The sequence below is a fragment of the Deltaproteobacteria bacterium genome (assembly GCA_016235345.1).
Classification (GTDB): domain Bacteria; phylum Desulfobacterota; class Desulfobacteria; order Desulfobacterales; family Desulfatibacillaceae; genus JACRLG01.
Genome location: JACRLG010000002.1, coordinates 359,286 through 381,892 on the forward strand (window position 1 = coordinate 359,286; position 22,607 = coordinate 381,892).

General features: G+C 56.8%; 22 protein-coding genes. 15 read left to right on the forward strand and 7 right to left on the reverse strand.

The window, feature by feature from the left end; genetic code table 11:
• The first annotated feature begins 158 nt into the window (after positions 1 to 158).
• The 14 genes from HZB23_02310 (at position 159) to HZB23_02375 (ending at position 14,113) form a co-directional block, all read left to right on the forward strand.
• On the forward strand, positions 159 to 1,028 hold the full coding sequence (locus tag HZB23_02310; GenBank protein MBI5843485.1) for a hypothetical protein: 870 nt from the start codon (positions 159 to 161) through the stop codon (positions 1,026 to 1,028).
• Between the two features lie 7 nt (positions 1,029 to 1,035).
• Complete coding sequence (locus HZB23_02315; GenBank protein ID MBI5843486.1) at positions 1,036 to 3,012, forward strand: tetratricopeptide repeat protein; 1,977 nt, start codon at positions 1,036 to 1,038, stop codon at positions 3,010 to 3,012.
• Entirely contained in the window at positions 3,009 to 4,052 is a 1,044-nt protein-coding gene (locus HZB23_02320; GenBank protein MBI5843487.1) for an SGNH/GDSL hydrolase family protein, read from the forward strand. Before HZB23_02315 ends, HZB23_02320 begins: the two co-directional genes overlap by 4 nt.
• 39 nt (positions 4,053 to 4,091) lie before the next feature.
• Positions 4,092 to 5,171 (forward strand): hypothetical protein, encoded by a 1,080-nt coding sequence (locus HZB23_02325; protein ID MBI5843488.1) that lies wholly within the window; start codon positions 4,092 to 4,094, stop codon positions 5,169 to 5,171.
• Between the two features lie 13 nt (positions 5,172 to 5,184).
• Positions 5,185 to 6,030, forward strand: coding sequence for a MoxR family ATPase (locus tag HZB23_02330; GenBank protein MBI5843489.1), 846 nt, complete (start codon positions 5,185 to 5,187; stop codon positions 6,028 to 6,030).
• 156 nt (positions 6,031 to 6,186) lie between these two features.
• Positions 6,187 to 7,380, forward strand: coding sequence for a hypothetical protein (locus HZB23_02335; GenBank protein ID MBI5843490.1), 1,194 nt, complete (start codon positions 6,187 to 6,189; stop codon positions 7,378 to 7,380).
• Entirely contained in the window at positions 7,380 to 8,339 is a 960-nt protein-coding gene (locus HZB23_02340) for a hypothetical protein (GenBank protein ID MBI5843491.1), read from the forward strand. Before HZB23_02335 ends, HZB23_02340 begins: the two co-directional genes overlap by 1 nt.
• 91 nt (positions 8,340 to 8,430) lie before the next feature.
• Complete coding sequence (locus HZB23_02345; GenBank protein ID MBI5843492.1) at positions 8,431 to 9,588, forward strand: HD domain-containing protein; 1,158 nt, start codon at positions 8,431 to 8,433, stop codon at positions 9,586 to 9,588.
• A gap of 7 nt (positions 9,589 to 9,595) precedes the next feature.
• Positions 9,596 to 10,039, forward strand: a complete 444-nt coding sequence (locus HZB23_02350; GenBank protein ID MBI5843493.1) for an arsenate reductase ArsC — start codon at positions 9,596 to 9,598, stop codon at positions 10,037 to 10,039.
• A gap of 26 nt (positions 10,040 to 10,065) precedes the next feature.
• Positions 10,066 to 10,584: a nucleoside deaminase gene (locus HZB23_02355; GenBank protein ID MBI5843494.1), complete on the forward strand. Its 519-nt coding sequence runs from the start codon at positions 10,066 to 10,068 to the stop codon at positions 10,582 to 10,584.
• A 77-nt stretch (positions 10,585 to 10,661) separates the two neighbouring features.
• The gene (locus HZB23_02360) at positions 10,662 to 12,221 is read left to right on the forward strand and encodes an RDD family protein (protein ID MBI5843495.1); all 1,560 of its coding nucleotides are present in this window, start codon (positions 10,662 to 10,664) and stop codon (positions 12,219 to 12,221) included.
• Between the two features lie 293 nt (positions 12,222 to 12,514).
• Positions 12,515 to 12,976 carry a 30S ribosomal protein S6 gene (gene rpsF, locus HZB23_02365; protein ID MBI5843496.1) on the forward strand — a complete coding sequence of 154 codons (462 nt, stop codon included), beginning with the start codon at positions 12,515 to 12,517 and terminating at the stop codon, positions 12,974 to 12,976.
• Between the two features lie 108 nt (positions 12,977 to 13,084).
• A complete protein-coding gene (locus HZB23_02370; GenBank protein MBI5843497.1) occupies positions 13,085 to 13,354 on the forward strand; it encodes a 30S ribosomal protein S18 in 270 nt (89 codons plus the stop codon).
• Between the two features lie 312 nt (positions 13,355 to 13,666).
• The gene (locus tag HZB23_02375) at positions 13,667 to 14,113 is read left to right on the forward strand and encodes a 50S ribosomal protein L9 (GenBank protein MBI5843498.1); all 447 of its coding nucleotides are present in this window, start codon (positions 13,667 to 13,669) and stop codon (positions 14,111 to 14,113) included.
• Between the two features lie 173 nt (positions 14,114 to 14,286).
• On the opposite strand, the gene dctP is transcribed toward HZB23_02375, so the two are convergent.
• Genes dctP through HZB23_02390 form a run of 3 tightly spaced genes read right to left on the reverse strand, consistent with a single transcriptional unit; the run spans position 14,287 to position 17,247 of the window.
• On the reverse strand, positions 14,287 to 15,348 hold the full coding sequence (gene dctP / locus HZB23_02380; protein MBI5843499.1) for a TRAP transporter substrate-binding protein DctP: 1,062 nt from the start codon (positions 15,346 to 15,348) through the stop codon (positions 14,287 to 14,289).
• A 34-nt stretch (positions 15,349 to 15,382) separates the two neighbouring features.
• Positions 15,383 to 16,720 (reverse strand): hypothetical protein, encoded by a 1,338-nt coding sequence (locus tag HZB23_02385; protein ID MBI5843500.1) that lies wholly within the window; start codon positions 16,718 to 16,720, stop codon positions 15,383 to 15,385.
• The gene (locus tag HZB23_02390) at positions 16,717 to 17,247 is read right to left on the reverse strand and encodes a GNAT family N-acetyltransferase (GenBank protein ID MBI5843501.1); all 531 of its coding nucleotides are present in this window, start codon (positions 17,245 to 17,247) and stop codon (positions 16,717 to 16,719) included. The genes HZB23_02385 and HZB23_02390 overlap by 4 nt, the downstream gene beginning before the upstream one ends.
• Positions 17,248 to 17,326: 79 nt before the next feature.
• Here HZB23_02390 and HZB23_02395 point away from each other — a divergent pair, with 79 nt between their 5' ends.
• The gene (locus tag HZB23_02395) at positions 17,327 to 17,674 is read left to right on the forward strand and encodes a hypothetical protein (GenBank protein MBI5843502.1); all 348 of its coding nucleotides are present in this window, start codon (positions 17,327 to 17,329) and stop codon (positions 17,672 to 17,674) included.
• A gap of 148 nt (positions 17,675 to 17,822) precedes the next feature.
• Here HZB23_02395 and HZB23_02400 read toward each other — a convergent pair whose 3' ends face one another.
• The 4 genes from HZB23_02400 to HZB23_02415 form a co-directional block, all read right to left on the reverse strand.
• Complete coding sequence (locus tag HZB23_02400; GenBank protein MBI5843503.1) at positions 17,823 to 18,701, reverse strand: alpha/beta hydrolase; 879 nt, start codon at positions 18,699 to 18,701, stop codon at positions 17,823 to 17,825.
• 166 nt (positions 18,702 to 18,867) lie between these two features.
• Entirely contained in the window at positions 18,868 to 21,234 is a 2,367-nt protein-coding gene (gene lon / locus HZB23_02405; protein MBI5843504.1) for an endopeptidase La, read from the reverse strand.
• An 18-nt stretch (positions 21,235 to 21,252) separates the two neighbouring features.
• The gene (locus HZB23_02410) at positions 21,253 to 22,227 is read right to left on the reverse strand and encodes a hypothetical protein (protein MBI5843505.1); all 975 of its coding nucleotides are present in this window, start codon (positions 22,225 to 22,227) and stop codon (positions 21,253 to 21,255) included.
• 114 nt (positions 22,228 to 22,341) lie between these two features.
• Positions 22,342 to 22,607, reverse strand: a 266-nt coding sequence (locus HZB23_02415; GenBank protein ID MBI5843506.1) for an Hsp20/alpha crystallin family protein, incomplete at its 5' end; no start/stop codon positions are given.

Below are 22,607 nucleotides of genomic sequence, written 5' to 3' on the forward strand. Positions count from 1 at the left end.
TCAAACCGCCAGGGGCTTGGGTGGAGGAAAGAAAGATAAATCCAGCTTTCCTTGCAGGCGGCGATTATCGGGTGGCCCTGGCTTTTTCGCTGACGTGGTGCGACAGCACAAGAGTAATATTAGGCGGCCATTGATTCAATTACCGGCGAAAGTTTGACGTGGAACTGAATAATTCGAAAATCACGACGGGCGGAATCCTCCGCTACGTCAAAAAGGCATTCCTCTTTCACTGGAACCTCCTGGCCTTGGGCGCGGGCGTGGTTTACGGGCTTCTGTCCGGAAGGCCCGACGTGGCCCTTCCACTGGTGGCGGCTGCGGAAATCGTCTTTCTTGCCGGGCTCGCCACAAGGCCCAGGTTCCAGGACGCCGTTGACGCAGAGGGGCTGAAAGGCCAGGACCAGGATGAAATCGCCGACGAGGCCGAGGCCACAAGGCTCATCTCCGCCCTTTCACAGAAGGACCGGCGGGACTTCGAGGAACTCAGGAGCCTGTGCCTGGAGCTTGACCGCATAGGGGCCAGGGAGGACAGGCCCGAGGACGTGGCGAAGTTCCAGACCGACGGCGTGAACCGCCTCTTGTGGATATACCTCAAACTCCTCTTTTCCAAGACCGCCCTTGAACGCTATTTCAAGACCGTGGACCCGGTCGAGATAGAAAATTCCGTCACCCGCGCCACCGAGCGGCTGGCCGCCCTGGGGCCGGAATCCGAGGACGACGAAAAGGAGGCATCCTACCGCAAGAGCCTTGAAGACACCAGGGCCACCGCCGGGCTTCGCCTTGCCAACCACCGGAAGGCCCGCGACAACCACGAGTTCATAGTGATCGAGCTGGAGCGCCTTCACGGCAAGATCGCGGGGCTGGCCGAACTCGGCGTGGGCCGCCAGGGGCCGCAGCTTTTTTCCAACGAGATAGACGCGGCGGCGGCCACTATAAGAAACACCGAGCGGGCCATGGACGAGCTCTCCTTTCTTACCGGGCTTTCCACCGACGAGCGGGAGCCGCCCCGGCTCCTTTACCGGGCGGATTAGGCCATCGATGGAAAAAGCCGCGCCAGCCCTTCACGAAAAGCCGGAAACACGGGGCGCCGGAACCTGGATGCTTCCGGCAGGGCTTGACTCCATTCTGCGCCCCGCCTGCCTCGCCCTTCTGGTGCTGGCCCTTTTCTGGCCCGCCTTTTTCTACGATTTCGCCAATTACGACGACCTGGACACCGTAAGCTCCAACCCCTTCATAGGGGACCTGGGACCGGGCGGCTTGAAACGCATCTTCACCTTCTTTTCCCTCAAGAGCTTCTATCCGGTAAGGCTCCTTTCAGTAGCCATCGATTATAAATTCTGGGGGCTCGATCCAAGAGGCTATCACGCCACCAACGTCTTCATTCACCTTTTAAGCACCCTTCTCGCCTACGCCCTTTTCATCCGGCTGAAAAAATCGGGCGGCCCCCTCGATGCAGGAGGGCGAAGGGCCGCCTTCTGGGCCGCCGCACTTTTCGGGCTTCACCCCTCGGTGGTGGATTCCGTGGCCTGGATTTCGGGCCGCGAGGAGCTTCTGATGCTCCTTTTTCTCCTCTGTGCCCTCCACGTCCACATTTACGCCCTAAGGGCCAGGGGACCGGCCCGGTTCCTGCTTTTCGTACTCACCGCATACCTGGCCGCATTTTCGTGCCTTTCCAACATCCTGGGCGTGGCGGTGGCCCCCCTGGCGCTTTCCATGTCATTCCTGGTTTTCGGCCAGAGGCGGACCGCAAGGCTTCTGACCGAGACCTGGCACCTGTGGCTCGTGGCCCTTGCCGCCTTTTTCATAAAGCTGGTGTCCCTTGGGATTTACGACCAGTCCACCCAGGCGATTCTCTTTCCCTACGTGCCTTCGGCGATAAAAAACGCGGGACACCTGATCGGCAGGGGATTCGCCGAACAGGCCGCCACCCTGGATGCCATAGAGCGCGCGCGGCTGGTGGTAAGCCTTTTCGGGTCCAACCTGTTTCAGGTGCTTTTTCCCGCAAGGCTTCCGGTGATGTACGAAAACGTCTATCCGGGCTCCTTTTTCACCCCCCGGATGCTCATCGGCTTCCTTGCCCTGGCGCTGGCCGCCTTCGCCTTCCGCATGGCCCGCAAAAAGCCCCTGGCCCTTTTCGGCCTTGCCTGGTTCCTCATAAGCCTTCTTCCCTCGGCCCAGATCATCCCCCACCACATCTTCCGGGCGGACAGGTTTCTGTACCTGCCCCTTGTGGGATTCGGCCTTTTCGCCTCGGTAATGGCCCATGAGGCCGAAAAGCCTGCGGCCCGCCGGTGGGCGGGGGCCTTGTTCGTTCTTTGGGCCGCCGCCCTGTCCGCAAGGGCCGCAGTCCACCTTCCGGTATGGTCCGACGCCCTCACGCTGCACAGCTACTGCGTGTCCCAAAGCCCCAATAACGCCCTGGTGCGCCGCTATCTGGGCGTTGAGTACGCCCGGCTTTGCCTGTATGACGAGGCGCTTGTCCACCTCAAGGAGGCGGTGAGGCTCGCCCCCGAACGCAACGAGTTCTGGAGCATAGTGTTCAACACCTATGTAAGGAGCGGAAGGCTTGCGGAGGCCGAGGACTTCGCCCGCCAGGGAACGGTGAAGGCTCCGGAGAACCATGTGAGGTGGAACGATTTGGGCATGATACTGGCCATGCGGAAAAAGCAGGAAGAAGCGCTCAAGGCCTTTGAAAAGGCCCTGTCCATAAACCCCGATGACGACACCGTGAATCTGAATAAGGGCTGCCTGCTGTTTGACATGGGAAAAAGTGCGCAGGCGATGGAGCATCTGCGGAAAGCGCTCAAATCCAACCCCAAAAACAGCGTCGCCCTTTTCCGGCTTGGAGAGGCGCTGGAGTCCCAAGGCCAAAAGGACGAAGCCGTACAGCATTACCGCGAGGCCGTCCGATGGGCTCCGGGCTACCTTCCCCCCCGCAGGCGCCTGAAGGAGCTGGAATCCCAGGGGCCCGCCCACGAAAGCGCCGTCTCCGCGAAAAACGGGAGCCCGGCATGAAAAACGGAAAACTCAAGCCAGCAGCCTTCAAAATTCTCGCCGTGGCGCTCTCCCTTGCGGCGGTTCTTACAGTGCTGGAAATCGCGGCCCGGACTCTTCTCAACACCCGCCACGAAAAATTCTCCAACCGGAGCGACATCTATTTCTCAAACCCCAGGGGCTACCATGTGCTTCTTGGCCGGGCCGGAAACGACCCGGTTTACGGCCTGCCCTACTACGGCACCCCGGAAGGCTTCCGGCTCCCGGACCGGGACCGGCCGGACGTTAAAAATCTGCCCGAATACCCCCCCAACGTGCTGGTTCTGGGGGACAGCTTCACCTTCGGCAGGGGCGTGCGCTACGAGGACTCCTACCCCTTTCTGCTGGAAAAGGGCTTAAGGAAAAGCCACCCGAAAGCGGCTGTGTCAAACCGTGGCAAGGTGGGGGCGAATATTTCTGATGTCCTTCAAATTCTTGATTATTCATTGAAGGACGGCCCCTTTCCCCTGGTCATCTACGGATTCGTTTTAAACGACTTCGGGCTGGACAAAAATCGCTTCCCCATAGTCGGCCCCGATTTCATAGACCAGAACAACGGGGGCTTCAGCTACAGCCCGTTGCGGGCCCACTTCGCCCTTTACGATTTTCTGATGAACCGCATCGACCGCAAGAGGCTCTCCCAAGTCACCACAAAAGCCTACCTGGAATCCTTCACAGGCCAGCGGGCAGAGGTGGGCTTTGCCGCCCTTTCAGCCATCGACTCCACCGTCTCGGTTCAGGGCGGCAGGCTCGCGGTGGCGCTTTTTCCGCTCCTCTACGATTTCCAAAATTATCCATTCTCGGAAATCCACAAAAAAATCGAAATGTTCTGCCGGGAAAAGGGAATATTGCTCATCGATCTCCTTCCGGCCTTTAGAGCCTGCCGGGCCGAAGACCTCTGGGTGCACCCCACGGACCATCACCCGAACGAGCTTGGCCACAAAATAGCCGCCGATGAAATTTTGCGCTTCCTTCTTTCAAAGGAAGCCGAAGGACGGCTTGCCCTTCCGGGCGCTTCATGATAATTTCCGAAAAAGGAATAACATTCTTCGGAGAAAGCCATGAATGATATTGATTTTTCGCCCGCCTGCCGGGTCTGCCTCATAGGAACCCAGCCCATCACGGACCACGCAAAGGCCCTGGACAACGTGGCCGCAACCGCGCCGGCCATACCCTCCTGGGTTCAGCTTCCGGCTCTCGGCGAGTACATGATTCCCCAGTTTTCCCACGGCCTTCCGGGCATCGTGATTACGCCGGAAAAGGTTTACGTTGACGCGAAATCCCCCGGTTTCGAGGACGCCCTCCTGGCCTTTTACCAGGAATACCTGGAAGTTGCGGGGCTGGAATCCGTGCCGGACGCCTCCCGCTTCGCCCTGGCTCCCGAAATAGCACCCGGTTTTTTCGAGTTCGAAAAACGCCTGGAATCCGGCGACCTTGCCCCAATCGCCGTAAAGGGCCAGGTCACCGGCCCCTTCACCCTGGCGGTTTCGGTTACGGACCAGGATGGCCGCGCCATTTTCTACGATGAGCGCCTTGGCGACTGCGCGGCAAAGCTCATCGCGCTTCAGACGAGGTGGCAGGTCGAAAAGCTGGCCGCTTTCGGGCTTCCCGTCATAATCTTTCTGGACGAGCCGGGGCTCTCCGGTTTCGGCTCATCGGCGCTCATCTCCATATCCAGACAGGCCGCCCTCTCCTGCCTTGCCGAGCCCATAGCCGCCGTGCACGAGATCGGCGAGTACTGCGGCATCCACGTCTGCGGCAACACCGACTGGTCCCTTGTGTTGGAAAGCGGAATCGACATAGTGAACTTCGACGCTTTCAACTTTTTCGAGCCCTTCGCGGCCTATGGCGACTCCATCCGCACATTCATGAAAAAAGGCGGAATCATCGCTTGGGGAATAGTTCCCACGGCTGATAAAAACGACATCAGAAACGCCACTGTGGATTCCCTTTACAGCCACTGGGAAAGCTGCCTCCAAAAAATCGCGGAGCTTGGCCTCGAACGGTCGCTCATATTGGAAAACTCGCTCATAACCCCTGCCTGCGGCCTGGGGTCGCTGGATTACGAGAGCGCCATGAAGGTTCTTGGATTGACAAAATCTTTGTCGGAGAGAATCCGGCGCGAAAACAATATCGCTTAACGGAGCATCAACAATGACTCAAGCTGCCCGCTTTTCCGGTGACAACCGCTACGTCCTGGACGACGAACTGGCGAAAATCGTCAACATTTCCATGAGCCTTGAAATGCCGCTCCTTTTGAAGGGCGAGCCCGGAACCGGCAAGACCATGCTGGCCCACGCCATCGCAAACGCCCTTCAGATGCCGCTTCTTATCCTGAACGTCAAAAGCTCCATGAAGCTCGTGGACTGCCTCTACCAGTACGACACCCTAACGCGCCTGAACGACAGCCGCTTCGGGGACTCCGGCAGGAACGTGGCCGACATAGAGGAGTACCTCCGCATGGGGAAAATCGGCCAGGCCTTCACCGCCGACCACCGCACCGTGCTTCTGATAGACGAGATCGACAAGGCCGACACCGATTTCCAGGACGACATGCTGGATGTCCTGGACCAGATGGAGTTCGACATAATCGAAACCGACAGGACCGTCTGCGCCCGCCACCGCCCGGTCATCATCATCACCAGTAACGCCAAAAAGGACCTCTCCGACCCCTTTCTTGGCCGGTGCAACTTCCACCACATAGCCTTTCCCGACCCCAAGATGATGCGCAAAATAGTCAAGGTGCACTTCCCGGACATCGCCGAGCGCCTCATGGAAAGCGCGGTATCGGTCTTCTACTCCCTCCGCGAGATGGACGGCGTGGAGAAAAAACCCGCCACCCGCGAACTCATCAACTGGATTCGGGCCCTGTCCGCCGACCCGGACTTTTCCCCCAAGGCCCTGGAAGGCGGCGACGTGCCCTTCCTGGGAGTCCTGTTCAAAAAAAGCCCGGACTTCGCCAAGGCCCAGGCGGCAACGCGAAAAAGAAGCAGGTTTTAGGAAAAGAGGAAAGGATTCGCGGGGGAGGGAGGGGAAACCTTTTTTGAAAAAAAGGTTCTCCCCTCACCTCCCCCGCACCCCCTCCCTCCCCTTCCAAAAAACTTTAAGTTATTGAGTTTTAGAGGAATAACACTACCCTTTATTGGTTGCTGAGCCATGTTCATCCCATTTTTTTACGAGCTGCGCGACGCCGGGGTTCCGGTGTCCCCCACGGCCTTTCTAACCCTCCAGAAGGCCCTTTCAAAGGGGCTGGTGGAAAACCTGGACGACTTCTACACCGCAAGCCGGGCCATACTGGTCAAGAGCGAGCGCTGGTTCGACATGTTCGACCGGCTATTCGCCCATCATTTCGAGGGGGCGGAGCTTGGCGACCTTGAGGGCGTCGATCTCACGGAGGCGGTGCGGGCGCTTCTGGACGAGTGGCTGAAAGACCCGGCGGAGCTTGCCCAGGCCCTGGGCATGACGGAGGAGGAGCTTTCCAAGTTCACACCCGATGAGCTGATCAAATATTTCATGGACCGCTTAAAGGACCAGGACGGACGCCACGAGGGCGGCAACCGCTGGATCGGCACGGGCGGCAGAAGCCCGGTGGGACACTCCGGCCACCACCCCGGCGGAATGAGGGTGGGGGGCGAGAGTCGCAACAAGAGCGCCGTGAAGCTGGCCCTTGAGCGCCGGTACAAGGACTACTCCCAGGAAGGGCTTTTGAAGGAAGCCACCATCGCGGAGGCCCTCAAACGCTTGCGGCACATGATCCCGGTTGGCCCCAAGGACCGGGTGAACGTGGATGAAACCATCTACCGCACCACCAAAAACGGCGGCGAAATCGAGATCATCTTCGAGCGCTCCATGAAGGACCGCTTGAAAATCATTCTCGCCATCGACAACGGCGGCTGGTCCATGGACCCCTACATCCCGGTGGTCCAGACCCTTTTCGACTACGCCCGCGCACAATTCAAGGACATCAAAACCTACTTTTTCCACAACACCATCTACGGCTCGGTTTGGGAAGACCCCACCCGGCGTAAAAAGGCCGTGCGCATAACCGACCTCGCCCGCCGCGACCCGGACACCCGGCTCATAATACTTGGCGACGCAAGCATGGCCCCCTACGAGCTTCTGGCCCGTGACGGCTCCATGTACATCGACGAGCGCAGCGGAATTCCATCGTTGGAGCAGCTCCGCTTTCTGGCCGAGACCTTCCCCCACAACGTGTGGCTGAACCCCGTGCCCTCCCGCATGTGGCACTACACCCGCACAATAGCCCTTGTCCGTGACGTTTTCCCCATGTTCGAGCTGACCCTGGACGGCCTCGACCAGGCGGTGGCCAAGCTGATGAGGAAGAATTAATGGTGAACAATATGCCGGAAAAACGAAAACCAAAAAAACCTGTAAATAGAAAAATCAAGTATTGTAAAATAAATGACTGTGATGTTATCGACAAGGAGTCGCTAAGAAAATTTAGGAAAAAGAGGGTACATTGGTTTAAATGGTTATATAATGATTTAAATTCAATAGAAAATCAAATAGTTTCATTGGTTTGGGATTATGGCATTTTTTTAGTTGTCAATGAATTACGAAGACTTGCTGAAGATAATCCTAAATCAGGTATCGGTTTTAATAGCGATATAATAGACTTTTTTGATAGGAGTTTTGTTACAATGCAAACTGTTGGTATCAGGCGAATTATTGACAAATCAAGCCTTAATGAAAAAAAGAACAAAGAAAACGAAAAGCGCGCTGTAATTTCATTGCCTAAAATTATTCAAGATATCTCAAACCATATCGACTTAATTACTAGAGAAAATTATATATGTTATAACGGACTTCCTTACGAATTAACGCCAGAGAGCGATGATTTGAATAAATTATTACATAATGAACGTCATAAAAATTTTGATTTATTGGCCGCAACAGAGCCTGGCATGAGAAGTCGAGGTGAGTTTATCAAAGTTGATATACTATATAAGTTCAAAAAAGAAATTGATAAATGCGAGAACGTTAAAACCATTGTTGATAAATTTATTGCCCATGCCGCAGCGCCAGAAACAATAAAACTTTTAAGCGCTGAAGAAAAATCGGTAACTTTAGCACAACTAAAAAGCTACCACATAATAATATATCAAGTAGCTCGTTTCATATCATATAATATTTTATCTGAAGCAATTGGCGGGCTGCCTGTTCCTCAGTATAATTTGCTGGAAAATCTTGATAAAAAATGGGGCGATAAAGAAGATTTGGAGCAAGCCCAAGAAAAGTGGGATGAATTTGGAGAGGAAATCAGGGGATGGCAATTTTCTTCGCACTGACAGGCAATGACAGCCATACCCAATAACGATAGTGGTGAACAACGGGACTCGCGGTCCCCCGCTACAGCAACATAGAAGGAATGATTCACCGATGAGCCGTTTGACGGAAATCCGCCGCATCCTGGATGAAAACCAGGACGGCTTTCTTGCCAAAAGGGCCACCCGGAACGGGCAGGCCCTTAGGCGCAAGGCCGAGGAGGTGGTGGAGTCGGGCTACCGCCAGGAGTTTTCACTGGACTCCGACCGCATACTCCACTCCCGCGCCTACGCCCGCTACATAGACAAGACCCAGGTCTTTTATCTGATCGTCAACGACCACATAACCCACCGGGTCCTCCACGTTCAGCTCGTAAGCAAGATCGCAAGGACCATAGGCAGGTTTTTGAGGCTGAACGAGGATTTGATCGAAGCCATCGCCCTTGGGCACGACATCGGCCACACCCCCTTCGGCCACGACGGCGAGAGCTTCCTCTCGGCCCTGTGCAAGGAACACGGCATAGGGAAGTTTTTCCACAACATCCAGAGCGTGCAGTTCCTGGACCGGGTTGAGCGCCAGGGCGCGGGCTGGAACCTCTGCCTCCAGACCCTTGACGGCATCCTCTGCCACGACGGCGAGGTCCACAACAAGCGCCTTGTCTGCGACCCCTTAAGGACATTCGCCGAGCTTGACCGGCTGATGGAAAAGACCGTAAAGGGCGAGCCCGCCTTCCTGGTTCCCATGACCCCCGAAGGCTGCGTGGTGCGCCTTGCCGACACAATAGCCTACATCGGGCGCGACATCGAGGACGCCATACGGCTTTCCATCATAAATCGATCGGACATACCCGCCGGATGCGTCAAGGTTCTGGGCGACTCCAACGGAACCATAGTCCATAACCTTGTGACCGACGTCATCACCGCCAGCGAAAACGAAATATGGGTGGGCTTTTCCGACGAGGTGAGCGAGGCCCTTTCAAGGCTCAAGATTTTCAATCTGGAGCGCATCTACAGGCACCCGGAGGTGAAGCTCCACTATCTCGACCTGAAAAAGCTCTTCGGCCTGCTTTTTGAGCGCTACCTGGAAGACATCGTGCGCGACAGGCGCGAAAGCGTGATCTTTTCGGGCTTTCTGAAGGAAAAGAGCGAGGACTACCTTACGGGCCACAGGCCGGAGGAAATGGTGCGCGACTTCATCGCGGGCATGACCGACCAGTACTTTCTCCAGCAATGCCCGGAAGACATGAGGCCCACTCTCCGAAGAATACCTTGAGGACAAAATGGAAAAAAAACTCCGCATCATATTTCTTTGCACGGGAAATTCCTGCCGGAGCCAGATGGCCGAGGCCTTCACCAACCGGCTGAAAGGGGATTCCATCGAGGCAAGGTCCGCCGGAGTGGAGACCCACGGATTGAATCCCCTGGCAGTGAAGGTCATGGCCGAGGCCGGAATCGACATCTCCAATGCCAGGAGCAAGCACGTGGCGGAGTTCGACGACGAGTCCTTCGATTACGCCGTAACCCTCTGCGATTCCGCCAGGGCCGCCTGCCCGGTGATGCCGCCGCCCATAAAGATGCGCCACGTCGGCTTCGACGATCCGCCCGCCCTGGCCAAGGACGCGAAAACCGAGGAGGAGGCCCTGGCCCATTATAGAAGGGTGAGGGACGAAATCCGCGCCTTCGTGGAAAAGCTGCCGGGCGTCCTGGAAAATCCCCCGGCCTGACGCTTCGCCAAAACCGAAAGCCCCTGATGGACCCCATCCACCGGCCCGAAACCCTTCAGCGCGACCTTCAATTCATGGCCCTTGCGCTAAGGGAGGCGGAAAAGGCGGGGGACCGGGGCGAGGTCCCGGTGGGCGCGGTCCTGGTCCTCGACGACGGCAGGTTTTTTTCCGCCGGAAACTCCGTTATAGGGCTCTCCGACCCCACCGCCCACGCGGAAATTCTGGCCATCAGGGCAGCGGCCTGTGAAATCGGCAACTACCGACTAGTGAAAAGCGCACTTTACTCTACCATCGAACCCTGCATAATGTGCATGAGCGCTATAATTCACTCACGGGTGGACCGGGTGGTTTTCGGGGCCTTCGACCCCCGCTGGGGCGGGGCCGGGTCAATCGCGAGCCTCCACCAGGACCTGCGCCTTAACCATCATCCCCTGGTGACAGCCGGGGTCATGGAAGAGCCATGCAAGGGCCTGATCCGGGATTTTTTCCGCGAAAGACGCGCCGGGGCTGTCAAAATAAAGGATGCGCCGGAAACCGCTGACTGAAATCGGCGCTGTTGACTATCCCGTTGTATCTGGTATAATTATCAAAATTGTTCTTCCGCCTCCCTCGGAGCATCCTAATGGGCGCAAGCCGGTACAACGTGATTTTTTCAGGGGTCATCTATCCGGGGAAAAACCGCGAAAACGTGAAGCGGAACCTCGGAAAGCTCCTTTCCCTGGAACCGCCTCAGGTTGACGAACTTTTCGCAACCAAGGGCGCGGTGATCCGGCAGAGCACGGACCTTGAAACCGCCCTCTCCTTCGTGAAGCTCTTCGAGGAGGCGGGGGCCGTGTGCACCATGCAGGTGGCCGAAGGCAGGGCGGCCCACGCAGCCCCCTTCACGCCCAAGACCCCGGCGGTCAAAACCATCGCGGTTCTGCCCCTCAACATGATTCCCGCCGACCCTCTTTTCGCCCCCTCCACGGTGCCGCGCATAGGCGCATGGGACCAGGGTTTCGACACCAACCGCATGGACAACCCCAACCTGGACTTCGCCGACATAAGGCTCGCCACCGTTTTCAGCAAGGCCGCAGGCGAGGACAAGCAGCATTTCGTCTTCTTCTTTCTGGCGGGCCAGCGAAGGCCCTTTCTGGTGGACGCCAGCAAGATCGCCTTCAACGAGTTTCCGGACGTGAAATGCCAGATGCTTTTTTCCTCGTTGAGGAAATTCCTGCACCACCTTCTTCACCAGGCTCCACAGGTCATGCTGGACAAGCCCACCTACGATTTCCTCAAGGGTGCGGCCCCGCTCCTTTTAAAGCCGGAGCCCATAGCTCTCGCCACCAGCCTTGGAAAGGCCCTGGAAACCCCGGAGGCCCTGGCCAAGATCGAGCGCCTGCCCGTGCCGGAAAAGGAATCCAAGACTGCCGCAGCCTGGGAAAGGGTTCTGGCCGAAAAGCCCAAGCCCGCCCCCCAAAGCCTTTTTAAGCCCGAAACCGACAAGGTGAAGGACCACTGGCGGGGGCCGTCCCTTGAGATGATAACGGCCCGCGCGCCCGCTGCGCCCCTGTGCAGAAGAATCCTGGCGTCCAGCCACACCCTTTTTATCACGTCCTCCCTTTTCCTGTGCATGTGGATACCCGTAGACCTTTACATGCTGGCCCACAGCGGCAGCGGCATCATCACCACCTTCCGCGAAAACCTGCCGGGCGTTCCGGCGGCACGGGGGCTTCTACTGGTGGCCGCCGCCCTTTGCGCCATCTACATAGAGGTTTTATCCGAAAAGCCCGGAGGCCAGACCCTGGGCCAGAAGCTCGCGGGCGTCCGGGTGGTGACTGAAGACGGCCAGGAGGCCCAGGGCCTGGACATCTGGTTCATGCGCTTCATCGGCCATACACTCCAGATTCTCACCTTCGGTCTCGCCCTATTCGCCTGCTTCTACTCAAAGGAAAAATCGGGCCTTGCGGACATCCTCTCACGCACCCGACAGGTGACCACCCAGGAAAAACCCGCCCTTCTGTGGCAGCCTCTCCCGTTTCTGCTCTTTTTCACCCTGGTCAACACGGTTTTTTCGTACAGGCAGATATGGACCAGCATCCCGGAAGGCGTCATCCTCTGGTGCCTGGGCGTCCTGTTCTGGCTTGGGGTGTTTTTCGGATACCGCTCATGGAGCCGGAGCCTCTTCACCAAGGCCAAGTAAGCGCCCTCCAATAAAAAATTTTTCCGCCTGAAACGCCGGGGATTGTTCGGTCCCCGGCGCTTTTTGTTAAAACGGCTGTCGAAACGTCCGTCAAAACCGCTTGACACAAACTTTACGACAGACTAATTGATTCGGGTTTGGCGTCCGTAATTTTTGCGGTACGCCCGGAAAGGGGCGGGCGCCTCTTTCCGACACGCGCCTTAACGGCGCACACGGGCAAAGCCGGGACAGTCCCGGCGCCGTCCTTGCTCCGCCTGTAACTTCGGGCGGGGCTATATCCACAAGGAGGGGTAATGAGACGTTACGAAACCATTTTCATCGCGGATCCCGATGTTTCCGAGGAGGAGCGCAAGAGCCTCGTCGCGAAATTCACGGGAATCATGGAGACCCAGGAAGCCTACATCGTAGCGGTGGAGGACTGGGGCGCAAAGAAGCTGGCCTACGAGGTCAATCGCAAAAAGCGCGGATATTACATCCTGATGGATTACTGCGCCAAGGGCAACCTCGTGCATGAACTCGAACGCGTCATGCGCATCGACGACCGCATTCTCCGCTACCTCACGGTGCAGCTGGCCGACGACATCAGCGTGGAATCCTTGAAGCAACAGCTGGCCGACGAAGCCGCCGAAAAGGAAAAGAAGGCCCAGGCCATCCAGCAGGAGAGGGCCAGGCGCGAAGCCGACTCTTTCCGGTCCGGGGATTCCGGCGATTCCGACGAGGGAGACCTTGGCGATTCCCAGGAAGAAGCCGAATAACTCCGGGGTCAACCTGCCGGGGACCGGACGGCTCTTTCAAACCGGCCCCTGAAATTTTCCTGTTTCGAAAGGCGGGCCAAGCCCGCTCATATAAAGGAGACATCATCCATGCCAGCACCATCACGCGGCGGACGCACGGTAAAAAAGCGCAAGAGGGTTTTTCATCGCAGGAAGGTCTGCCGCTTCTGCGCGGACAAGACCCTTGCCATCAGCTACAAGGACCCCCGCTCCCTCAAGCACTTCGTAACCGAGCGCGGCAAGATAATCCCCAGGCGCATTTCAGGTACCTGCGCCAAGCATCAGCGGACCCTCACCACGGCCATCATGAGGGCGCGGTCCATAGCCCTGATGCCCTATGTCGGCACCGCCCCGGAGTAGCGACATTGCGCCTGTCCAAAAACGCGAATTGCTGCGTTGTGCATCGCGTCCCGGCTCGGTCACGTACGAAAAGAGTACGCTCCCTCGCCGCTCGCTCGCACGCCTTGCACTTCATCGTTTTTGATCAGGCTCGGTGCCCGGCTTGTTGAGGCGGTCTGATGACAAGGCTTGATGCGCGGCCTGTTCAGACGGATTGAAAAACTCGGTCAGGCTTGGGCTTATGGCCCCTGAAACGAGTTTAAAAAGGCTTGAAACATCCCCGCTTCGGCGCGATGCAAAAAACGCCGGTGCGCAAAATGGGAGGCTCCACCAATGAAGGTCATTCTTACCGAAAACATAGAAACCCTGGGAATCATAGGCAAGGAAGTGAACGTGGCCGACGGCTACGCCCGAAACTTCCTGTTCCCCAAAAGGCTTGCGGTCATCGCCAACGACGCCAATATGAAGGCCCTGGAAAGAAAGCGCATCCGCTACGAGGCCAAGGTGGCCAAGGACCGCTCCTTCGCCCAGGACCTCGCCGCCAAACTTTCCTCCGTCACCTGCGTGATCGCGGGCAAGGTCCACGAGGACAAGCGCCTGTACGGCTCCGTGGCGGTGAAGGACATCGTGGAAAAACTGGCGGAAATGGGCTTTGAGCTTTCCAAGAGCACCGTGCGCCTGGAAGAGCCCATAAAGGCCCTTGGAACCTACAAGGTGCCCATAAAGCTCTTCGCCGATGTGAAAACCGAAATCACCGTGGAAGTGGTCCCCCAGGACTGACGGGACCTCCGGGCCAAGCCCGGCTCCCGCGCCTTCCTTCACAGCACCCGTGCGGCATTTGCCCTGGGCGCACGGAATCGTAAACAAAACCGGGGGCTTTCGCACCATTACGCGAAAACCCCCGGTTCTGTTTCTAAAAACCACATCCACCCCCAAATTATATCTGCTTGCAGTTACGATTTGGCAACTCTCAGCCTGTATTCGGATAATGCATTAAGAAGTTTGCCCAAAATGAATTTTGAGTAAAGTTTGCCAGCCATGTTGTTCCAGACAGGCTTGGTTATTTCCTTTACTTTTAACAGTTCTTCCTTTCTGAATTCGACCTTTTTTAAACCATACTTTTCCATGCTTTCCATTTTTTTTCTTATTGCATCATGTATCGCATTACAATATCTGTCTTCTATAATTTTTTGATTTTGTATAATAGTGTTTCTGAGGAAAGGATCCATGGAGTTCCATACTGATGTATAAACCACCGCTCCGGCAGGCATAACTCGAAAATTTGTCATGCTGTAATAATGTATTACAGAAATAAATTCTAGACCAAAATGCAGGCATTGGCCAATACCGGCATTCATTTCGCCTGATCTAATCGTTGATCCGATTTCAAAACGTTGAATTTCTTTAATATGTTGAATACCAATATTTTCCAATGCCATTTTTTCTATTGGGCCTTGGTAACTTCCAAATTTTAAACTACGAAATGCAGATAAACTATTGACAGGCCTAATATTTGAATATATTTGCTCAAAGCCTTGATCAACAATAAATGGCATAAAAAATCCATTTTTCAACATCTCACTGTTAAAATCTTCTCGTAATATATTACATATATATCTTATTTCATCATAAGAATTAAAAATAAATGGAAGTGTAAGAACAGATATATCAGGACAAAATTTTATCATCATCTCGCTACCAAGAAAGCCGCCATCAATATATTTTACAATTCTTTTTTCATCACGTGTTACTTTCACTTTTTTATTTTTAAAAATATGAAAAATAAATTTATCATCATACGTATTACCAGTGTATAAAATATTAAAATTATATTTATTACCAGTTAACTCTTTCATATATGGTATGATTATTTTATCAATTACATTGGAAGTTGGCATTCTCTCATAATCGAAAGTGATGAAAGTATATTCTTTCCTCTTAACAGCTCCGCATAAGTCAGGTGGCATAATAAACAGTATCAGCAAACCGATTATTATAAAAACCTGTATTTTCATTGGCAGCACTTTCTGTCATAAAGGCTAACGCTTTTCACTGCCCGGCTTTATCCATTGCCGCGTTCAGTTCCGCCTCGATTCCGTCAAACAGGGCCTCGATTCGTTCCGGGGCAATGGCCGAGGGGTAGAAACCTGCGGAAAGGGAAAGGCTCCCGTCGTAGCCCGACATCCCCACCGCGAACCAGGGCGGGCGGGCCGTGGGCACCCCAAGGAAGGCGGAAGCCGGGGCCTTTCCCCAGGCGCGGCACGATTCCCTTTCTATCGGCCCCATGTTGGTGAAAGCCGGGGGCAGGTTGCCGTCCCTCACCCCCAGCGCGAAGGTGTTTCTCATCGTGAACTTGGGCAGAAAATAGGGCTGGCCCACCCCCATCAGCCAGAAGCCGATCATCATTCCAAGCCCGAAATACCGCTCCTTCTGGGGGTCCACGGACCTTTTGACCGAGGCCAGGGTGGCCGCGAAATCCTCGCCCGGCCTGTAATCTATCCCCACGGCCCAGAGCCCGGACACCTGGCAGAGCGCGCCGGTTCTGCGCCCCGGAAGATAGCGCCGCAGGTCCACGGTGCTGGCCACCCGAAGCTTTCCCTTCACCTTTCCACCCTCCAGGGCGGCAAAGGCCCTGAAAAGGGCGGCGGTCAAAAGGTCGTTCAGGGTGGCCCCGCGCATCCTGGCGTAGCCGGAAAAGGCCGAAACCCTCTCCCGCGAAAGATGCCTGAACACGAACACCAGGGGCGGTTTTTCCACCATGCCGGACGGGAACTGGTATGAGCGGAAGGGGGCCACCATGCGCCACATGTTGACGAGCCCGGACCAGAATATGGCCAGCCACTCCCGGACAGGAAACCTGAAATATACCTGGGACATGCTGCGCGTGCCGGTGGCGGGCGAAGGCGCGTGATCCGGGTTTGCGGAAAGGGCCGAGTAAATCTCCCCAAGCCGGTAGAACACCGCTTTAAGGCCCCCGGCGTCACAGGTGAGATGGGATATTTTTAGTATCAGGCGGTCGCCGCCGCCCTTAAGGGAAAGGATGAGCACCCTGAGTTGGGGGCCGGCGGACGGGTCCATGATTTGCGCGTAAAAGGCCTGGGACGCGGCTTCGACATCGCTTTCCGGGCCGGGCTCGGAGAGAATTTCAGCCTCGTCCAGGGCCTTCTCGTCCAGGCGCTCCCAGAAGGGGCGGAACCAGGAGTCCCGGAACCGGCAGCCAAGGACGGGCTCTGCGTCCAGCACCAATCGCAGCGCCCTTTTTAAACGCGGCCTGTCCAGGGGCTCGTCCCAATCCGCCACAAGGTGGATTTCCGCCTGATAGATTTTTTTCTGGGCGTGGTTCACCTTGTCGGAAAAAACCGCGCGCAGGCGCAAGGGCGGCTTCATGGCGAGTATCCCTTCGGACGGAGCCTTGTGAACTTCTGCTCGATGATCTCGTTTCCCCACTGGCCCACGGCCTCCTCCTCCGCCAGCGTAAAACCCGCCTTCTCGTAGAGCCGCCGGGCCGCGTCCAGGCCCCTGAAGGTCATGAGAAACATTTTGTCGTGACCTGCCCGGTCGCAGAAGGAGACAGCCTCCTTCAAAAGCTCGCGCCCAAGGCCCCGGCCCTGGAACTTCGGGTCCACTATGAACCAGCGAAGGCGAGCGCCCTGCCCTTGCGCGTCCTTTCCGTCAACGGCCACGGCCCCGGCGAAGTCCCCTCCCGAAAAGGCCGCGCCAAAATAGTCCCGTTTCGGGTCAAAATTGTCCATAAATGCGGCAAGCTCGCCCGCCACCTGGATTTCAAAGGAAAGGTCGAAGCCCCAGTGTTCGTGGTAATAGGTGGAGTGAAGGGCGGTTATGCGCCCTATGACGCCGGGCCGCCACGGGCCTATGGACAAAGCGGGACATTTTTGGGACATTTCGGGCACCATTGATTTTCAGGCGGTTTTTCGGCTATTGTCTCATTTAGGGGCATTCAAAGGCAAACACCAAAAACGAAAAGGATGAGCCATGCCGTATTTTTCCATTCAGACCAGCAAGGCCCTGGATAAAACTTCAGCCGACGACCTGGCCGTAAAGGCCTCGGACTTCATATCTAAGACCCTGGGAAAGCCCGAAGCCTACGTGATGACCGCCGTCGTCCACTCGGTATCCATGAGTTTCGGAGGAAGCGTTGACGCTCCGGCGGCCCTGGCGTGCCTTAAAAGCATCGACCTTCAAAAGGAGCGTTGCGCCGATCTTTCAAAGGCCATCTGCGGATTTCTGGAAAAGGAGCTTGGAGTCGCGCCCGACCGGGCCTTCATAGACTTCAACCCTTTAGACGGGGCTCTCTTCGGCTGGAACAACAAAACTTTCTAAGCGCCCGTCTAAAAACGCGAATCGCTGTGTCAGGCTTCACGGCGCGGTCCGCCACGTACGAAAAGTACGCTTGCTCCCGCACCGTTCGCCTTCCTTGCGCTTCATCGTTTTTATCCAGGCTTTGTGCCGGGCTGCATTCAAAGGCCCTTCACCGGGCCGCCCCGGTGAAAAAGTCCGTCATGATGCGGGTGGTTTCCGAAGGCTTTTCCATGGGCACCAAGTGCCCCGCGCCGGGGACTTCCAGGTACTGCGCGTCAGGGAACATGGAAGTCGCCTTTTTCAGATCGATGTAGGCCCGGTTGCCGCTGGTTCCGCCCTCCACAACCAACACCGGGGCCGACACCTTTTCCAGGAGCGGCCAGGGGTCGAGGCGCATTCCGCCCATGAAAAGCCCCGCCTCGCGCTTGGGGTGGCAGGCCAGGGTTATTCCGCCTTCGGGCGCGCCCTCCATGCCGTATGAAACGTAGAGGTCAAGCATCTCGTCGTCCCAGTTGGCGAAAAGGGCCTTGCCCCGCAGATATGCCTTGGCATCCGCCGCGCTTTCCCAGTGGTTGCGGCGGTTGATGGACTTGGAGGCAAGCGGATGGTGCTCCACGGACAAGGGGGCCGTGTAGAGAATCTGCGGCAAAAATATGGGCTCGATGAGGATTATGGCCGAAGGATTGAGGCCGCAGGCCGCAGCCGCGATCACCGCCACGGTGCCGCCCATGCTGTGCCCGGCGACGAAGGGGCGTTTCAGATCGAGGGACCGGCAAAGGGACGTGACGTCCTGGGCAAGCGTCGGCCAGGGAAGGCCGCCGTCATAGGGGTCGCATTCCCTGTGTGCGCAGAAATACGGCGCGATCACCCGGAATTTTTTTGAAAGCTCCCTTGCCAGCGGGTGCCACAGGTGGGGCGAAAAACCCGTTGCATGAAGAAGCAAAAGCGGAGGGCCTTCCTGGCCCCATTCCATGTATACGAGTTCCGCCCCTTCCACCGAAGCCGCGCCCTGGCGGAAGGGCACGGACGCAATTTCATCGTTTGACATGTTTTGTTCTGCTTCCTTTCGCTGATCTTCTGCCTATTAACAGGATGAGATACTTGCTGACGGTTTAAAGTTTTTAGGAAAGGGAGGGAGGGAAGAACCCTTTTTTCAAAAAGGGTTTGCCCTCCCTCCCCCGCAAGTCCTTACCTGCTTTGGCAATTGCTGCGCTTCAGCACTTTCCACCGCCGCCCGAAAAGGCTATGTCAAGCACCTCGGAAACCTCCTCCACGAAGTGGAAGGTGATTTTCTCCCGGAGGTTTTCTGGAACGTCGATAAGGTCGTTCTCGTTCCATTTCGGCAGAATCACCTCCCGGATTTTGGCCCTGTAGGCGGCCAGCACCTTCTCCTTTATTCCGCCCACGGGCATCACCCGGCCACGGAGCGTGATCTCCCCGGTCATGGCGAGGCCCTTTTTGACCGGCTTTCCGGTTGCTATGGAGGCTATGGCGGTCACCATGCCCACCCCGGCGCTCGGCCCGTCCTTGGGAATGGCCCCGGCGGGTACGTGGATGTGGATGTCGTGCTTGTCGAAAAAATCCTTCTCCAGCCCCAGCGCCTCGGAATGGCTTTTCACCCAGGTTAAAGCCGCCATGGCTGATTCCTTCATCACGTCCCCAAGCTGTCCGGTGAGGGTGAGGCCCTTGCTTCCGGGCATTTTGGCGGCTTCCAGAAACAGGATGTCGCCGCCCGCCGGGGTCCAGGCAAGGCCGGTGACCACGCCCGGAACGCTTGAACGGCAGGCTTCCTCCTGGGGAATCTTCCGGGGCCCAAGGTAGGATCGCACGTCGTCCCTGGTAACGATCACGCTTTCGGCCCCGCCTTCCGCAATCTTTCTGGCCGCGCCCCGGCACACCGAGGCGATTTCCCGCTCAAGGTTCCTAAGCCCGGCCTCCCTGGTGTAGCCGGTGATGATCTCCGTGACCGCCCCGCCTCTTATGCTGATCTGTTTCGCCAAAAGCCCGTTTTCCTCGCGCTGCCTTGGAATCAGGTATTTTTTGGCTATAGCGGTCTTTTCCTCCTGGGTGTAGCCGGAAAGCCTTATCACCTCCATGCGGTCCAGGAGAGCCGGGGGGATGGTGTCCAAAACGTTCGCCGTGGTGAGAAAGAGTACCCTGGAAAGATCGAAGGGGACATCCAGGTAATGATCCGAAAAGGTGTCGTTCTGCTGGGGGTCCAGGACCTCCAGGAGGGCCGAGCTGGGATCGCCGCGAAAATCCGCCCCCACCTTGTCTATCTCGTCCAGCACGAAGACCGGGTTCCTTGACCCGGACCGGCGGATTTCCTGGATGATGCGGCCCGGAAGCGCGCCCACGTAGGTTCTGCGGTGGCCCCGTATCTCTGCCTCGTCCCGCACCCCGCCAAGGGAGAGTCGCACGAACTTGCGGCCAAGGGCGCGGGCTATGGATTTTCCGAGGCTGGTCTTCCCGGTTCCGGGAGGGCCTGCAAAGCAGAGAATCGGCCCCTTGGAGTCGGGCTTCAGTTTACGCACGGCCAGGAACTCGATTATGCGCTGCTTGGGTTTTTCCAGGCCGAAATGGTCCTCGTCCAAAATTTCCTGGGCGCGCTTTATATCTATGGTGTCTGAGGTCAGGGTGTTCCAGGGCAGGCTCGTGAGCCAGTCCAGGTAGGTGGAGGCCACCGTGTATTCGGCGGAAGACGGGTGCATCCTGGCAAGGCGGTCAAGCTCGCGCCGGGCCTCCTTTTTCGCCTCTTCGGGCAGCCCGCCGCCTTCGATTTTCGAGCGGTACTCCTCGATCTCCACGTTGTTCTCGTCCCGGTCCCCAAGCTCGGACTGGATGGCCTTCAACTGCTGCCGCAGATAATACTCCCGCTGGCTCTTGTCCATGTCCCCCTTGATCTGGGAGTGAATCTTACGCTCCATCTCAAGGATTTCCACCTGCCGGGCCGCCATGCGGTTCACGAGCTTCAGGCGCTCCCTGATATCGGCAAGCTCCAGAACCTCCTGCTTCCGGGCCATGTCCTCCTGGGTGGCCGAGGCCGCCACGTCCGCCACAAGGCCGGGGTCCTCCATTGTTTTGAGCCAGTCGGCCATTTCGGTGGGTATCACGGGGCTAAGCTCGGCCATGCGGGAAAAAAGGTTCAAGAGGTTGCCCCGAAGGGCCTGGGTCTCAACATCGTTCTCGCCCCTGTCCAAAAGGGGGGAGACCCTGGCCTGGATGAAGGGCCTGTCGCTGATGAACTCCGTCACCGAAAAGCGCGTGATGCCCTGGATTATGAGCTGGGCCGAGCTGTCGGAAATTTTCGCCATCTTGAGTATCATGGCCGCAGTGCCCACCCGGTACAGGTCGTCCGGAGCGGGCTGGCCTTCCCCGTCCTTTTTCCTGGATGCCAGAATGCCTATTATGCGGTTGGTGCGCATGGCCTCGTCAACGAGCTGGATCATCTCCGGCTGGGCCACCGCCATGGGAAGCTGCATCTTGGGGAAAAGGGCCACGTCGGTTACGGGAATTATCGGCAATATTTCGGGAAGCCCGTCCTTGGCCAGCGGCGGGGCGTCTTCTGGGGCGTCTGTCATTGTGCCTCCTTGGTCCGATCAAAAACCGTGGGTGGTGCGCTCGGCAAACAGGCTCGATACGAAACATGCCGAATCGGACTCGTAAAATTCGTCAAGCCAGGCATTGAGGTCGTCCTGAAAATCATCGACGGCCTTCTGGAAAAAAGCGTCGCCCGTGATGAGGCATAACAGGTCGAAATATTTTATGTGCGTCTGGTGATACTCGACTCCCACCACCACCCGGTGGCCCAGGCAGTAGTAACTGAGCTCGCCCGGCCTCCGGTAATCATAAGCATGATTTTTGATGGTGGAAATGGCTTTGCCCAGCAATTCGGCGACGCCTGGGTCATGGGTGTTCAAAAAATACTCGTAAAGACCGAAGATGCCAGCGATCATGCCATTTAAGACGTGGCTGGGATTTTCCAGCGGATATTCCTCGAACCAGGTCTCGTTGTTTTCAACGCTTGTTATCCAGATGTCGCTTTCCCCCTTTTTGAGCAGGAAGGAGGCATAAATCTGGGAGGCGGTCTCAAGATGCCCGGCATCTCCCGTAAATTCGTAGAGCCTGGAAAAAAAGGCCAGGGCCAGGCCCTGGGCGTAGCAGGAATACCAGGGCGGCGTCATGACGTCCGGCCCATCATGCAGATTAAAGGCGAAATCGTAGTAAAAAAGCCTCGCGCCGTTCACCATCACGGAATTTTCGCGCAGGTTTTCGGCCACCGTTTCGGCGTCCTCCAGAAACCCGGCATCCCCGGACGCGAAGTAATTGTTCAGGGAGGAAATTCCCAGTATCGCCATGTTGCCCGGATGCACCGACTCCTGGCCGCTTACGAGAAAGTATGGGTCTCCCTCCGTGTTCCTGGCGCTTGAATCGTAATCTGCGGTCATGTCGGAAAAGGGCCGCAACTCATAGGGCAGCTCGATAAGGGGCGTGTCGCCGGGTATGGCCGGCCCGCCTGTCGAACCGAGAAGAAGGATCAGTAAAAGAAAAAGCCTGATGATTTTTCCTCCCATGTTTTACTCCATGAGGAACATCTGGCCGCAAAGGCGTCCTTCATACGGTCGGCTCCGGCCCTTTTTGGTCCGCCGCCCCGCTTTCATCGGCAAGAGGGGGGCGCAGGCGCTTTTTCATCCAGTTATGTTGATCCTGTAAGTCTCCGACTCCCCTTTTGCCACCATTGTCAGGCGCAGAAAACCGTTTTCCAGGCAGACGGACGCCTGCTCCGGGTCCACGGGAACAGGAAGGCGGATGCTGCGCTCAAACCTGCCGTAGGCGATCTCGGCCAGGTGGAACTTTACGTCCGGCCCCTTGGGGAATTCCCGGCGAAAACCGCTTATGCGAACCAGGGTGTCCGATATTTCAAGCTCGATGTCGGAGGCCTCCACTCCGGGAA

Excerpts from the sequence above, each read along its gene's own strand:
- HZB23_02315 (MBI5843486.1), top strand. The coding sequence starts at position 1,036 with ATGGAAAAAGCCGCGCCAGCCCTTCACGAAAAGCCGGAAACACGGGGC.
- HZB23_02320 (MBI5843487.1), top strand. The coding sequence starts at position 3,009 with ATGAAAAACGGAAAACTCAAGCCAGCAGCCTTCAAAATTCTCGCCGTG.
- HZB23_02325 (MBI5843488.1), top strand. The coding sequence starts at position 4,092 with ATGAATGATATTGATTTTTCGCCCGCCTGCCGGGTCTGCCTCATAGGA.
- HZB23_02330 (MBI5843489.1), top strand. The coding sequence starts at position 5,185 with ATGACTCAAGCTGCCCGCTTTTCCGGTGACAACCGCTACGTCCTGGAC.
- HZB23_02335 (MBI5843490.1), top strand. The coding sequence starts at position 6,187 with ATGTTCATCCCATTTTTTTACGAGCTGCGCGACGCCGGGGTTCCGGTG.
- HZB23_02340 (MBI5843491.1), top strand. The coding sequence starts at position 7,380 with ATGGTGAACAATATGCCGGAAAAACGAAAACCAAAAAAACCTGTAAAT.
- HZB23_02345 (MBI5843492.1), top strand. The coding sequence starts at position 8,431 with ATGAGCCGTTTGACGGAAATCCGCCGCATCCTGGATGAAAACCAGGAC.
- HZB23_02350 (MBI5843493.1), top strand. The coding sequence starts at position 9,596 with ATGGAAAAAAAACTCCGCATCATATTTCTTTGCACGGGAAATTCCTGC.
- HZB23_02355 (MBI5843494.1), top strand. The coding sequence starts at position 10,066 with ATGGACCCCATCCACCGGCCCGAAACCCTTCAGCGCGACCTTCAATTC.
- HZB23_02360 (MBI5843495.1), top strand. The coding sequence starts at position 10,662 with ATGGGCGCAAGCCGGTACAACGTGATTTTTTCAGGGGTCATCTATCCG.
- rpsF (MBI5843496.1), top strand. The coding sequence starts at position 12,515 with ATGAGACGTTACGAAACCATTTTCATCGCGGATCCCGATGTTTCCGAG.
- HZB23_02370 (MBI5843497.1), top strand. The coding sequence starts at position 13,085 with ATGCCAGCACCATCACGCGGCGGACGCACGGTAAAAAAGCGCAAGAGG.
- HZB23_02375 (MBI5843498.1), top strand. The coding sequence starts at position 13,667 with ATGAAGGTCATTCTTACCGAAAACATAGAAACCCTGGGAATCATAGGC.
- dctP (MBI5843499.1), bottom strand. The coding sequence starts at position 15,348 with ATGAAAATACAGGTTTTTATAATAATCGGTTTGCTGATACTGTTTATT.
- HZB23_02385 (MBI5843500.1), bottom strand. The coding sequence starts at position 16,720 with ATGAAGCCGCCCTTGCGCCTGCGCGCGGTTTTTTCCGACAAGGTGAAC.
- HZB23_02390 (MBI5843501.1), bottom strand. The coding sequence starts at position 17,247 with ATGGTGCCCGAAATGTCCCAAAAATGTCCCGCTTTGTCCATAGGCCCG.
- HZB23_02395 (MBI5843502.1), top strand. The coding sequence starts at position 17,327 with ATGCCGTATTTTTCCATTCAGACCAGCAAGGCCCTGGATAAAACTTCA.
- HZB23_02400 (MBI5843503.1), bottom strand. The coding sequence starts at position 18,701 with ATGTCAAACGATGAAATTGCGTCCGTGCCCTTCCGCCAGGGCGCGGCT.
- lon (MBI5843504.1), bottom strand. The coding sequence starts at position 21,234 with ATGACAGACGCCCCAGAAGACGCCCCGCCGCTGGCCAAGGACGGGCTT.
- HZB23_02410 (MBI5843505.1), bottom strand. The coding sequence starts at position 22,227 with ATGGGAGGAAAAATCATCAGGCTTTTTCTTTTACTGATCCTTCTTCTC.